This window comes from Flavobacterium anseongense (genome assembly GCF_021608185.1).
Taxonomy (GTDB): Bacteria; Bacteroidota; Bacteroidia; order Flavobacteriales; family Flavobacteriaceae; genus Flavobacterium; species Flavobacterium anseongense.
The window spans coordinates 102,278-114,576 of sequence record NZ_JAKIHN010000010.1 but is presented as its reverse complement, the minus strand read 5'-3'; the positions used below and the strand labels follow the sequence as shown (position 1 = coordinate 114,576).

At 34.9% G+C, this 12,299-nt stretch carries 11 protein-coding genes; 6 read left to right on the top strand and 5 right to left on the bottom strand.

Annotated features, from left to right (window positions below; translation table 11 throughout):
• On the top strand, nucleotides 1-1,655 hold a 1,655-nt coding region (locus L1S35_RS12480), incomplete at its 5' end, for a T9SS type A sorting domain-containing protein (RefSeq protein WP_236401191.1).
• A 192-nt stretch (nucleotides 1,656-1,847) separates the two neighbouring features.
• On the opposite strand, the gene L1S35_RS12475 is transcribed toward L1S35_RS12480, so the two are convergent.
• Together L1S35_RS12475 and L1S35_RS12470 are read right to left on the bottom strand one after the other, a co-directional pair.
• Entirely contained in the window at nucleotides 1,848-2,792 is a 945-nt protein-coding gene (locus tag L1S35_RS12475) for a TerC/Alx family metal homeostasis membrane protein (protein ID WP_236401189.1), read from the bottom strand.
• A gap of 146 nt (nucleotides 2,793-2,938) precedes the next feature.
• Nucleotides 2,939-3,958 carry a glutamine synthetase beta-grasp domain-containing protein gene (locus tag L1S35_RS12470; RefSeq protein WP_236401187.1) on the bottom strand — a complete coding sequence of 340 codons (1,020 nt, stop codon included), beginning with the start codon at nucleotides 3,956-3,958 and terminating at the stop codon, nucleotides 2,939-2,941.
• A gap of 264 nt (nucleotides 3,959-4,222) precedes the next feature.
• Between L1S35_RS12470 and L1S35_RS12465 the strand changes: the two genes are divergently transcribed.
• The 5 genes from L1S35_RS12465 (at nucleotide 4,223) to L1S35_RS12445 (ending at nucleotide 10,450) form a co-directional block, all read left to right on the top strand.
• On the top strand, nucleotides 4,223-6,412 hold the full coding sequence (locus L1S35_RS12465; RefSeq protein WP_236401185.1) for a glutamine synthetase III family protein: 2,190 nt from the start codon (nucleotides 4,223-4,225) through the stop codon (nucleotides 6,410-6,412).
• A gap of 199 nt (nucleotides 6,413-6,611) precedes the next feature.
• Nucleotides 6,612-7,499, top strand: coding sequence for an OmpA family protein (locus L1S35_RS12460; protein WP_236401183.1), 888 nt, complete (start codon nucleotides 6,612-6,614; stop codon nucleotides 7,497-7,499).
• A 1-nt stretch (nucleotide 7,500) separates the two neighbouring features.
• Nucleotides 7,501-8,406, top strand: a complete 906-nt coding sequence (locus L1S35_RS12455) for an OmpA family protein (protein ID WP_236401182.1) — start codon at nucleotides 7,501-7,503, stop codon at nucleotides 8,404-8,406.
• Nucleotides 8,406-9,176 carry an OmpA family protein gene (locus tag L1S35_RS12450; RefSeq protein WP_236401180.1) on the top strand — a complete coding sequence of 257 codons (771 nt, stop codon included), beginning with the start codon at nucleotides 8,406-8,408 and terminating at the stop codon, nucleotides 9,174-9,176. The genes L1S35_RS12455 and L1S35_RS12450 overlap by 1 nt, the downstream gene beginning before the upstream one ends.
• Before the next feature lie 95 nt (nucleotides 9,177-9,271).
• Nucleotides 9,272-10,450, top strand: a complete 1,179-nt coding sequence (locus L1S35_RS12445) for an AIR synthase related protein (RefSeq protein ID WP_236401178.1) — start codon at nucleotides 9,272-9,274, stop codon at nucleotides 10,448-10,450.
• A 146-nt stretch (nucleotides 10,451-10,596) separates the two neighbouring features.
• Here the strand turns inward: L1S35_RS12445 and L1S35_RS12440 are convergent, their stop codons facing one another.
• The 3 genes from L1S35_RS12440 to L1S35_RS12430 all read right to left on the bottom strand — a co-directional run bounded on the left by L1S35_RS12440 (nucleotide 10,597) and on the right by L1S35_RS12430 (nucleotide 12,274).
• The gene (locus L1S35_RS12440; RefSeq protein WP_236401176.1) at nucleotides 10,597-10,947 is read right to left on the bottom strand and encodes a DUF8817 family protein; all 351 of its coding nucleotides are present in this window, start codon (nucleotides 10,945-10,947) and stop codon (nucleotides 10,597-10,599) included.
• 194 nt (nucleotides 10,948-11,141) lie between these two features.
• Nucleotides 11,142-11,636, bottom strand: coding sequence for a hypothetical protein (locus tag L1S35_RS12435; protein ID WP_236401174.1), 495 nt, complete (start codon nucleotides 11,634-11,636; stop codon nucleotides 11,142-11,144).
• 161 nt (nucleotides 11,637-11,797) lie between these two features.
• Nucleotides 11,798-12,274, bottom strand: coding sequence for a nuclear transport factor 2 family protein (locus tag L1S35_RS12430; RefSeq protein WP_236401173.1), 477 nt, complete (start codon nucleotides 12,272-12,274; stop codon nucleotides 11,798-11,800).
• Nucleotides 12,275-12,299 lie beyond the last annotated feature (25 nt).

The window sequence follows — 12,299 nt, the reverse complement described above, 5'->3', positions numbered from 1 at the left end:
CAATCACGTTCAGCGCAACAGGCGGAACAGGAGCTAAAACCTATACTGTAAACGGAAACGCAGCTACTTCACCGGCAACGGGATTGGCAGCAGGAGTTTACACTATCGTAGCTACTGACGCTAACGGATGTACTGATACAGAACAAGTAACTATTACCGTTCCAACAGCAGTTAACTTAACCGCTCAAGGAACTAACCCATTATGTTTCGGAGGTACAGGTTCAATCACGTTCAGCGCAACAGGCGGAACAGGAGCTAAAACCTATACTGTAAACGGAAACGCAGCTACTTCACCGGCAACGGGATTGGCAGCAGGAGTTTACACTATCGTGGCTACTGACGCTAACGGATGTACTGATACAGAACAAGTAACTATTACGGTTCCAACAGAAGTTGTATTGTCATTAACATCACAACCTGAAGAATGTGCTGATAGTGGTAATGGTAGTATTGAAGCTACTTTCTCAGGAGGAACAGGTGCATTTACGGTAAGTATAGATGCTGGACCATTTACAGAACAAAGCTCTCCATACACTTTCGCAAATTTAAACAGTGGTTCACATACAGTTACTGTTAGAGATGCAAATGAATGTGAAGCTAGTGCACAAATTAATGTTGAATTAATCCCTTGTGATCAGTTTTGTACTTATACTCAAGGTGCTTATGGTACCGAAGGTGGTGCAATGTGTGATGGAACAACTGGAGGTTATACAACTGCTGGATTTATTGCACAAGTCTTGACTAATTTAGGAGGTACAGTTACTATTGGTAGACCTGGCCGTTCAGTTGTAATGAATTCACCAAGTGCTGTAGATTGTATTATAGACAGATTGCCAGGTGGAGGTAGTGCAAAAGAGCTTAAAGTAGGTGATGTTAATATATGTTCATTACCAGCATCTTATTTACATTCTGGAAGAATTAATAATGTATTACTTTCTCAAACAATTACTTTGGTATTGAATGCAGGTATAGCCTCTGAAGACGCTTCAGACTTAAGTGATTTTGTTCTACAAGCAGGTACTTTTGCAACAGCTGAACCTGAAGGTGGTTGTGGTTCTACTGTAGCTACAGAGAGAGTTTGTGGTCATTATGATGAGTTCGGTGTGTGGATAAATACTACTAACGAATACACTTACAAAACAATTAGTGCTGCTGTAGTCAATGCTATCACTCCAAATGGTAATGGTGACAAAACAGTAGACGGATTGATTGACTTAGCAAACCGTGCTTTAGGAAATGCCGATGGTGTTATAGGTTCAGAAGGTGGGGCAGGTCTTTCAGCTATTAATTCTGCTGTAGATGCAATAAATAGAGGTTTTGATGAATGTAAAATATTCATTGGTTGGGATGTGGCACCTTGCCCAGCTAGACCTGCAGCTTCTAGTAAAAATGAATCTGTAATGATAAGCGGTTTGTCAGTGAAAGCATATCCAAATCCATTTGCAAACAACTTCAAGATTGATGTTAAAACAAGCAATGTTAATGACTTGAATGTGAAAGTTTACGACATGCTAGGAAGATTGTTGCAAACCGATAATGTTAAAGTTACAGATGTTGAAACATTCGAGATAGGTAGTAATTATCCTGTGGGGGTTTACAATGTGATTGTTACACAAGGAACAGAAGTAAAAACTCAAAGAGTAATTAAAAGATAACCAGTAATTTAATTTTAAATAAAAACCCTTTCCATTATTGGAAAGGGTTTTTTGCTTATAATAGTTTTATGAAAATCATCAATTAAACACTGCCAAGTAAATTATTAGAGAAATGGTTTGTATGCTATGGAAAATAATTCAGGCTTAGCTTAAAATGGTTTTTTATCGATTATGATTTCAGATAAAATTTTCTTAATCCTCTACTTGACTTTTCCTAATAGAAATTACTACGCCTATTAAAAGTGATAAAGCAATAAAGCCTAACGAAACCCATTCAGGGAATTTGTAATGATGAACTACCAACATTTTAATTCCAACAAAAGTAAGGATGGCAATTAAGCTATATTCAAGATAGCTAAATTTCTCCAACATATTGGCCAAAAAGAAATACATGGAGCGCAATCCAAGAATCGCAAAAATATTAGAACTAAAGACTAAGAAAGGATCGGATGTAATAGCTAAGATAGCAGGAACACTATCTAAAGCAAATAACATATCCATTACTTCAATTACCAACAAAGCAACAAAAAGAGGCGTTGCGTGATTTACATTATTAATTTTTGTAAAAAAATGTTCTTTCTCCGTATGGCTTGTTATTGGGATAACTTTGCCTATTACTCTGTAAACTACTGATTTTTTTGGATCATATTCTCCTTCGTCTTTTTTGAATAACATTTTAAAAGCAGTGAAGAGTAAGAACGCTCCAAATAAATAAGTCATCCAACTAAATTTATTTATCAATATAACACCAAAGAAAATCATCAATCCTCTAAAACCAATAGCACCCAATATTCCCCAAAACAAAATACGATGCTGGTATTTTTGTGGAATTCTAAACGAAGCAAAAATGATAGCTATAATAAATATGTTATCAATGCTCAATGACAATTCAATAAGATAACCGGTTATGAATTTTATAGTTGCTACAGCCGGTTTAATTTCGGTTGGATTTGCAACGTATTCATTACTGTATAACCAATGTACAACTCCCGAAAAAGCAAAAGAAAGCGTGACCCAGACTCCGGTCCAAATTCCAGCTTCTTTTGAGCTAATAATATGCGGTGTTTTGTTAAATACACCTAAATCTAAAGCAAGAAAAATAAAAATAGCGGTTAAGAACAATATCCAAACAATCATAAAATAAAATATTTATATATTGTCAAAGATACTTTTTTGCTTTTTAGAATTTGAAAGAAATTTAAAGAAAGATATGTTTTAGGTTTTAAGCAAAAAAAAAGTGCCCTCTTTTACGACGGCACTTTTTCATTAAAACTAAACAAATATTATAATGCAGATTTAACAGTTTTTATAATTCTTGAGGCAATTTTGTATGGGTCACCGTTAGATGCAGGTCTTCTGTCTTCAAGATATCCTTTCCATCCTCTTTGAACCGTGGCAATTGGAATTCTAATTGAAGCTCCTCTGTCTGATACACCATAAGAGAAATCGTGAATTGAAGCCGTTTCGTGCTTACCTGTTAATCTTTGATCATTGTAGGCGCCATAAACTGCGATATGCTCTTCAACTACTGGTCTGAAAGCTTCACATATTTTTTCGTAAGTTGCTTTATCTCCACAAGTTCTTAATACAGAATTAGAGAAGTTAGCGTGCATACCGGAACCATTCCAATCCATGTCTTTTCCTAGAGGTTTTGGATGATACTCTATATAATATCCGTATTTTTCAGTCAAACGATCTAACATATATCGTGCAACCCAAATTTCATCTCCTGCTTTTTTGGCTCCTTTAGCAAATAATTGAAACTCCCATTGTCCGCAAGCAACCTCTTGGTTGATACCTTCAAAGTTGATGCCGGCAGCGATACACAAATCAGCGTGCTCTTCAACTAATTTTCTTCCGTGAGTATTTTTTCCGCCAACTGAGCAGTAATACATACCTTGGGGAGCAGGATAGCCTCCAATAGGGAATCCTAATGGTAATTGAGTTTTAGTATCCATAATGAAATACTCTTGTTCGAATCCAAACCAGAAATCATCATTGTCATCATCAATTGTTGCTCTACCGTTAGAAGGGTGTGGCGTTCCATCAGCATTCAGTACTTCACACATCACCAAGTATCCGTTTAGTCGGGTAGGATCAGGATATATAGCTACAGGTACTAAAACACAATCTGATGAACCCCCATCAGCTTGTTTTGTTGATGACCCGTCAAAAGACCAATTCCCAAGTTCTGCTAAAGTTCCTTTAAAATTTTCATGCTCTTCAACTTTAGTCTTGCTTCTTAAATTTTGCGTTGGCTCGTAACCATCTAACCAAAGATATTCTAATTTTATTTTAGCCATATTATATAAATTTATTTGTAATTATAACTCAATAGCAAAAATAGAATAATTTTTTATTCGTCAATTATTGGAGGGTATTTATTATTATAATGGTAATTACTTTTGTTATAACGGTATTTTTTATGGGGGTAAATTATTAAAAAATCAATTTTTTTAGCAAAAAAATATAATTTAATAATGTTGAAGATTTATTTTTAGGAATAGTTTGACTACTTTTGTGCCATAATTTTATAACTATAGTAAAACGATTTAAAATTTTAATTTATGGCAACATTACGTTTTCAAGCATTAAAAGATGCCTCAGGCAGAAAACCAGTAAAATTTGAAGAATCCGGAAGAAAATCAGATCTTTTTGGTTCAAATGTGTTTAATGATAAAGCAATGAAACAGTTCTTAACTGCAGATGCTCACAAAGCTGTAAAAGACGCAGTACAGCACGGAACTAAAATTGATAGAAAACTAGCCGATTACATAGCAATGGGAATGAAAGAATGGGCTTTATCAAAAGGTGTAACGCATTACACACATTGGTTTCAGCCATTGACCGGAACAACTGCTGAAAAACATGATGCCTTTTTTGAAACCTCTTATGATGGTTCTGAAGTTTTTGAAAAATTCGGAGGCGGACAATTAGTACAACAAGAACCGGATGCATCCTCTTTCCCAAATGGCGGAATCAGAAACACATTCGAAGCTCGAGGATATACGGCTTGGGATCCAACTTCTCCGGCATTTATTTTTGGAACAACTTTATGTATTCCAACTGTTTTCATTTCTTATACAGGTGAAGCTTTAGATTATAAAACACCACTTTTACGTGCATTAAATGCTGTGGATGAAGCAGCAACTGATGTGTGCAAATATTTTGATAAGAATGTAAAAAAAGTAACCGCGACTTTAGGTTGGGAACAAGAGTATTTTTTGGTTGATGCATCTTTGGCAAATTCTCGTCCCGATTTGGTTATGACGGGAAGAACTTTACTTGGACATACATCAGCAAAAGGACAACAATTAGACGATCATTATTTTGGTTCAATTCCGTCTCGTGCACTTAATTTTATGAGAGAGTTGGAAGAAGAGTGTATGTTACTCGGAATTCCGGTAAAAACACGCCACAATGAAGTAGCTCCAAACCAATTTGAGTTGGCTCCGATTTTTGAAGAAACCAATTTAGCGGTTGACCATAATTCATTATTAATGGATGTAATGTCAAAAGTAGGTGAGCGTCACGATTTCAAAGTGTTATTCCACGAAAAACCTTTTCAAGGTGTAAATGGTTCAGGAAAACACAACAACTGGTCAATGGCAACGGATACCGGAGTAAACTTGCTTTCTCCGGGAAAAACGCCAATGAGCAACTTACAATTCTTATCGTTTTTTATCAATACAATAAAAGCTGTTCAGGAATACGAAGAATTACTTCGTGCGTCTATTGCAACAGCAAGTAACGATCATAGATTAGGTGCAAATGAAGCACCGCCAGCCATCATTTCAGTTTTCATTGGGCAACAATTAACCAAAGTTTTAGCTGAATTAGAAAGCGTAACCAAAGGCAAATTATCTCCGGAAGAAAAAACCGATTTAAAACTGAATGTTGTTGGTAAAATTCCGGAAGTAATTTTGGATAATACCGACAGAAACAGAACATCGCCTTTTGCCTTTACCGGAAATAAATTTGAGTTCCGCGCTGTAGGTTCATCTGCAAACTGCGCTAATGCGATGACAACTCTGAATTCTATTGTGGCCAAACAATTAATAGATTTCAAAAAAGAAGTAGATGCCTTAATTGAGAAAAAAGATTTAAAGAAAGACGAAGCGATTTTCAATGTATTGAGAGAATATATTAAAGAGACAAAAAATATCCTTTTTGAAGGTGATGGTTATAGCGAAGCTTGGGAAAAAGAAGCCAAGAAACGTGGATTGAGCAATCATAAAACAACACCAACAGCTTTGAAAGCAAAAGTTTCTAAAAAAGCATTGGATTTATTCAAAGATTTGAATGTAATGAATCACGTTGAAGTAGAAGCGCGTTACGAAATCGAATTGGAAGAATACACTAAGAAAATCCAAATAGAAGGAAGAGTTCTTGGAGATATTGCCCGTAATCACGTTATTCCAACAGCCATTCGCTACCAAAATACGTTAATCGAAAATGTTCGTGGATTGAAAGAAATATTCGGAAAAGATTTCGAAAAAACAGCTAAAGAACAAATCTCACTAATCAAAGAAATCTCGGCTCACATCGAAGGAATTAATTCTAATGTTGAAGCCATGACCGAAGCTCGTAAAAAAGCAAATGCCTTAACCGATGCTCAAAAAATGGCAGAATCCTATTGCGACAAAGTAAAACCATACTTTGATGTAATCAGAGCACACTGCGATAAACTGGAACTTTTGGTTGATGACGAAATTTGGACATTGACCAAATACAGAGAGTTATTGTTTACACGATAATTGAATTGGGGCGTTACCCTTCGGGTCAGGCTTTCCGCAGTACACGGTACTCGCTCCAATCCTTAACGCAAAAAAATCCCGTTCATTGAGCGGGATTTTTTTTCATCGTTACTAAATGTAATTTTTTTCTACATATTCTTGGTCTTATTTTTGATTACTCCAAACAATTTTGCGTAACTTTCGATTGTTTTTTTAACCTATGAAAACATATTTTAGCTTCTTTTTCTTTTTAATTTCATTAGTCACTTGTTTTGCTCAGGAGAAATTCACTGTATATTTTGAGAGTAATAAATTTGAATTAAATTCGAAAGAAAACACAAAACTAAGTGACTGGATTTCCGAAAACAAGAACAATAAAATAGTAGCCATCCATGGATTTACAGATGAAGACGGAACGACTGGTTTCAACGATACTTTAGCCCAAAAACGCGTAAATTGTATTTTTAATACGGTTAAAAATCAAATCAAAATCAGAGAAGATTTTAAAACTAGGAGTTTTGGAGAAAGCTTTGTACAATCTAAAAACAAAGCGGAAAATCGTAGAGTTGTCATTTATTATATACTCGAAAAAGATTTACCGCGAGAAGATGAAATCCTCGGAATTAAAAAAGAAATCGTCGAAGAAAAGCCCAAGCCTGAAATAGTTTACCCCGAAAAATTAGTCTTCGAAAATCCAAACGGAACCAAATCTGAATTCAAACTCGACCGCGCTTTTATGAAGAAAGTTGGTGAAGCCAAATCAGGAGAAAAACTCAAAATCGAAAACCTAAATTTTGTAATCAACACCTTTGCCGTTGTTAATGAATCTCGCGGAAAAATGTATGAGTTGCTTTTAGTGCTTCAAAAAAATCCAAATTTAAAAATCGAAATTCATGGACATTTGTGCTGCATGCCTGTTGATAGAGCTGATTTGTCAACACAACGCGCTAAAGCTATTTATAATTTTTTAGTACATAACGAAATCCAAAAAGAACGACTGGCATATAAAGGTTTTGGAAGCTCACAGCCCATTTATCCATTGCCCGAAAAAAATGAAGAAGAACGCGCTGCCAATCGCAGAGTAGAAATTTTAATTGTAGAAAATTAACATGCAAAAGATTTTTATACTTTGTATTTCGCTATTTTCGTTATACGGTTTTGGACAAAATAAGCTTGATGTTTTTTTTGATTTCAATAAAGATGTTCCAAATGAAGCTTCACAAATTAAAATTAATCAGTGGGTTTTGGATAATAAATCAGCTGAAATTATAAAAGTTCTTGGCTATACTGATAGTGTTGATGATAGTAAATATAACAAAGACTTAGCCATGAGAAGAGTAAATTCGATGGTGGAGTTTTTTAATAAAAACAGTATAAAAGTTTCGGATAAAGTAGCACTAAAATCATTTGGCGAGGATTTTAAATATTCCAAAAATCAAAGTGAGAACAGGAAAGTAGAAGTATTTTACAATCTGATAAAAGAAAAAAATCCGGATACGAAAAATGTTCAAACAATACCTGATGGTCCTTTTGGAAGAGGAAGAGTTAAAGAAGCAACAGCTCTGGAAACAAAGGAAGAAGAGGACATATTAGAGGTTGCCGATAAGGTCACACTCGTTGAAGAAGAAAGGTCGGCATTAGAATCAAAATTTGATAAAGCCAAAAAAGGAGATATAGTTAGAATAAATAACATCAATTTTTATTTTAATTCAGAAAGAGTGATGGATGAATCGCTGCCGCTTTTGGATGAATTGCTCGATATTATGATGAATAATCCAAAGCTGAGTATCGAAATTCATGGACATATTTGCTGTAATCCAAACCCTAATGATACCAAGTTATCTTATAGAAGAGCTTTGGTCATTCTGAAATATTTGACAAAATACGGGGTTGATGTAAAAAGATTAGCGTTTAGAGGTTACGGAAGCAGCGATCCGATTTATAAGATTCCCGAAAGAAATTTAAAAGAAAGAGCTGCCAATCGCAGAGTAGAAATCTTAATTGTAAATAAATAATGAAATCAAAAATTGTCATATTGTTTTTTCTGATTTCTCTCAAATCGTTGGGACAAAAACAAGTTGAAGTCTTTTTTGATTTCAATAAAGATTTTCCAAATCCAACTTCTATTTTGTCACTCAACGAATGGATTGCCAAAAGCAAAGAGGTTGAAATCACCAAATTGTTGGGCTTTTGCGATAGTATTGATACCAAAAATTATAACAAACTTTTAGCCGAAAGACGTATCGAGAGTGTGCGCGAACTATTGGAAAAGAGCGGTTTAAAGTTCAGCAGAAACTTAGATAAGATAGCTTACGGTAAAGATTTTAAGCAATCTAAAATTCAGGCAGAAAACAGAAAGGTGACTATTTTTTATTCAGAAATCGCTCCAAAAATTGTCGAAAGCGAATTCACCAAACAAATTCGAAATTCGAAAGTAGGCGAAACCGTTAAGTTACCTAATATTTATTTCTTCAATAATTCGGCGCGTATTGTGCCTAAGTCAGCATCAAGTTTATATGATTTACTTTGTGCTATGCAGGAAAACCCTAAACTTAAAATTGAAATACAAGGCCATATTTGTTGTCAAATGGTTAATGATTTAAACAATATTTCCACGGCTCGAGCCCGGGCAATCTATAATTATCTGTTGCGGAATAAAATCGACAGAAAAAGGATGAAGTTTGTGGGTTATGGTGTGTTGCGACCTATTCATAAAATTCCAGAGCAAAACCAGGCAGAAGAAGATGAAAACCGTCGCGTAGAAATTCTAATCGTTGAGAAATAAAATCGTACTTCGTACTTCGTATTTCGTACTTCAATCCTTATCTTTGCGGCACAACATTTACCCTGAGCTTGTCGAAGGGCAACTAACTACAACACATGAGTTCCGATAACAGTCAACGTTACAATCTTCGTGGGGTTTCGGCTTCCAAAGAAGATGTCCACAATGCTATTAAAAACATCGATAAAGGATTATTCCCCAAAGCCTTCTGCAAAATTGTTCCCGATTATTTGACTAATGATGACAATTACTGTCTCATTATGCATGCCGATGGCGCCGGAACAAAATCGTCTTTAGCGTATATGTATTGGAAAGAAACCGGCGATATTTCCGTTTGGAAAGGCATTGCGCAGGATGCGTTGATTATGAATATTGACGATTTACTTTGCGTTGGCGCTACTGATAATATCATGCTTTCCTCTACCATCGGAAGAAACAAAAACCTGATTCCGGGTGAAGTACTTTCTGCGATTATCAACGGAACCGAAGAATTGATTGCCGAGCTAAAGACTTTTGGTGTAACCATTCATTCAACTGGTGGTGAAACTGCCGATGTTGGCGATTTGGTCAGAACCATAATTGTAGATTCAACCGTTACTGCCCGAATGAAGCGAAGTGATGTGATTGACAATGCCAATATAAAAGCCGGAGATGTGATTGTTGGTTTGGCTTCTTTCGGTCAGGCCAAATATGAAAAAAGTTATAATGGCGGAATGGGAAGCAACGGATTAACATCGGCACGTCATGATGTTTTTGCCAAATATTTAGCTGATAAATATCCGGAAAGTTTTGACAGTTCGGTGCCAACTGATTTGGTGTATTCCGGAAATACAAAACTTACCGAAGAAGTAAAAAATTCCCCAATTGATGCCGGAAAATTAGTGTTATCTCCAACGAGAACTTACGCGCCGATTATCAAAGCGATTTTAAGCAAATACTCTCCAAATGACATTCACGGTATGGTACATTGTTCCGGTGGAGCACAAACCAAAGTGCTGCATTTTGTGGATAATGTTCATGTGATAAAAGACAATTTATTTCCGGTGCCACCACTTTTTAAATTGATACAGGAACAATCAAAAACCGATTGGAAAGAAATGTATCAGGTTTTCAATTGCGGTCACCGAATGGAAATCTATGTTCCAAACGAAATTGCCCAGGACATAATCGAAATCTCAAAATCTTTTAGTGTTGATGCCCAAATTGTGGGTAGAGTAGAAGCCAGTGAAAATAAAAAACTCACTATTGAAAGTGAGTTTGGGAAGTTTGAGTATTAATTCTCCTTAGTCTTGTCATTCGGACAAAGGAGGACACGAGGGCATTGCCCGACCGGCGAAGCAATCTCATAATCTAGTCACAGAATGCAATTCCACGCTATCTGGTGCAATTGTGACAAACTGCTGTTAGCGGTTGTTGCGTTTTTCTATATACTTTGTCCAAAAGTTAATAAATTATTATCTAAATCTAATAGAGAAAATTCTCTTTGTCCCCAAGGTTTGCTTTCTAAATGTCCATTTTGATGAATATTTACTTTTTTGCTTATTAGTTCGTTGTACAAATTTTCAATATTATCTGTTCTTATATATACTTGTCCATAATTATCTTTAGGATTGAGTTCTTTAAACTCAAAAAAATGAATTTCAATATCATCTTTCTCGATTATTAAATAATTTCCATAATCAGCAAGTTCATTAAAATTTAGGTTTTCCAAGTAAAATTTCTTTGTTAAATCCTTATTTCTCATGGGCAATTTTGGATTGATTTTGATAAGCATAATTTAGTTTATTACGTTAAGATTATGATATGGATTAAGTTGGCGAGCAATTACCGCTAATGTGCCGTTGCTTGGCGGCAGTGGTGACAATCTTAACGGTTAGGTGTAAAGATATGTAAATTTCCGCCTTTGATTTTCCATTTTGGGAAATCGATACCAGCCATTGCGACAAACGGCTTTTAGCAGTAGGCATTTTACCAATTTGGTTCAACTTCTGTCAAATTAGCATTTTTTTTAATTTCATATTCTAATTCTGATTTTTTGTTTTTCAAAGCTCCATTTTTGATTACAAATTCCCATATAACTCTGTAGCTTGGTGTATTCAAATTTCCGGTTGGAGTTTCTAATTTCAAAATATTGTCTTCAACAATATAATAGCCAACATAATTAGCTTTATTAAGTTCGTTCAAATTAATATTATCTTCATTACTTGTAAAATATGCATATTGCCCATTTTTAAATAGCTTCAGGTATGAATGTATTTTTCTTTGTGAGTATTCGGAATAATTGTAATAGCAATTTTTGAAGTCAATTTTTTTGTTCATCTCAGGAACGAATTTTTCTTTGAACTTTTTCTTCTTCAGTTCTTTTCTGGCAAAACTATTTTCAGTTACAGAATTTTTATAGCTGTTTAATATTCCACAAGAATTTAAACTAAGAATTATTAATACTAAAATTGCTTTTTTCAAGAGATGGTGTTTGATGTTTACTCCTAGCGTGTTGCTGCTTGTGGTCAGTGGCGACTCTTTTAATAATTTGTTCTAAAGACAACCAAAATTTCAGCTTAATAATTTCCGGCTAATAAAGACAAAACCAGTCATTGCGCCAAACGGCTGTTGTAGTCAGGCGTTTATCTTCTTGTTGAAGCAATACAATCCAAACTCCATCGACCGCTCTGTTTTTTAAAAACTGAAAGCCATGCAAAATTAGTTGTATCAATAACTTTATTTCCCTTCTCATCATTAAATTTTACAATTACTAGTTTGTCGACAGCAACGTACGCAATCGATCCGTCGTCAGAAAATCGGACAATTGGCGGCAAATTGTTATCCCATTTTATAAATTCTACACTCTTAAAGTAAGAATCAAATTTTTTGAAACTTTCGTCGTATGTCGGTTTTTCAATTTTGCCGTTGTTAATTGATATAAAATCTTTAGAAAAGCCGCCTAAGAGTGCTTTTACATTTTTCTTAAAATGATATTCCCTAGCTTTCGCTTCAGCTTTTAGTATTTCCTTAGTTTCACTTTCCAAATCAAATTTATCAGAGTTCTGACATGAAATTGCCAATGCGAATATTAATAAACCTAATGTAATTTTAATTTTCATGATACACATTTTGAAATAAAAGTAA

Bases quoted from the DNA above. Each gene is read 5' to 3' on its own strand.
- L1S35_RS12475 (WP_236401189.1), bottom strand. From the start codon at position 2,792: ATGATTGTTTGGATATTGTTCTTAACCGCTATTTTTATTTTTCTTGCT.
- L1S35_RS12470 (WP_236401187.1), bottom strand. From the start codon at position 3,958: ATGGCTAAAATAAAATTAGAATATCTTTGGTTAGATGGTTACGAGCCA.
- L1S35_RS12465 (WP_236401185.1), top strand. From the start codon at position 4,223: ATGGCAACATTACGTTTTCAAGCATTAAAAGATGCCTCAGGCAGAAAA.
- L1S35_RS12460 (WP_236401183.1), top strand. From the start codon at position 6,612: ATGAAAACATATTTTAGCTTCTTTTTCTTTTTAATTTCATTAGTCACT.
- L1S35_RS12455 (WP_236401182.1), top strand. From the start codon at position 7,501: ATGCAAAAGATTTTTATACTTTGTATTTCGCTATTTTCGTTATACGGT.
- L1S35_RS12450 (WP_236401180.1), top strand. From the start codon at position 8,406: ATGAAATCAAAAATTGTCATATTGTTTTTTCTGATTTCTCTCAAATCG.
- L1S35_RS12445 (WP_236401178.1), top strand. From the start codon at position 9,272: ATGAGTTCCGATAACAGTCAACGTTACAATCTTCGTGGGGTTTCGGCT.
- L1S35_RS12440 (WP_236401176.1), bottom strand. From the start codon at position 10,947: ATGCTTATCAAAATCAATCCAAAATTGCCCATGAGAAATAAGGATTTA.
- L1S35_RS12430 (WP_236401173.1), bottom strand. From the start codon at position 12,274: ATGAAAATTAAAATTACATTAGGTTTATTAATATTCGCATTGGCAATT.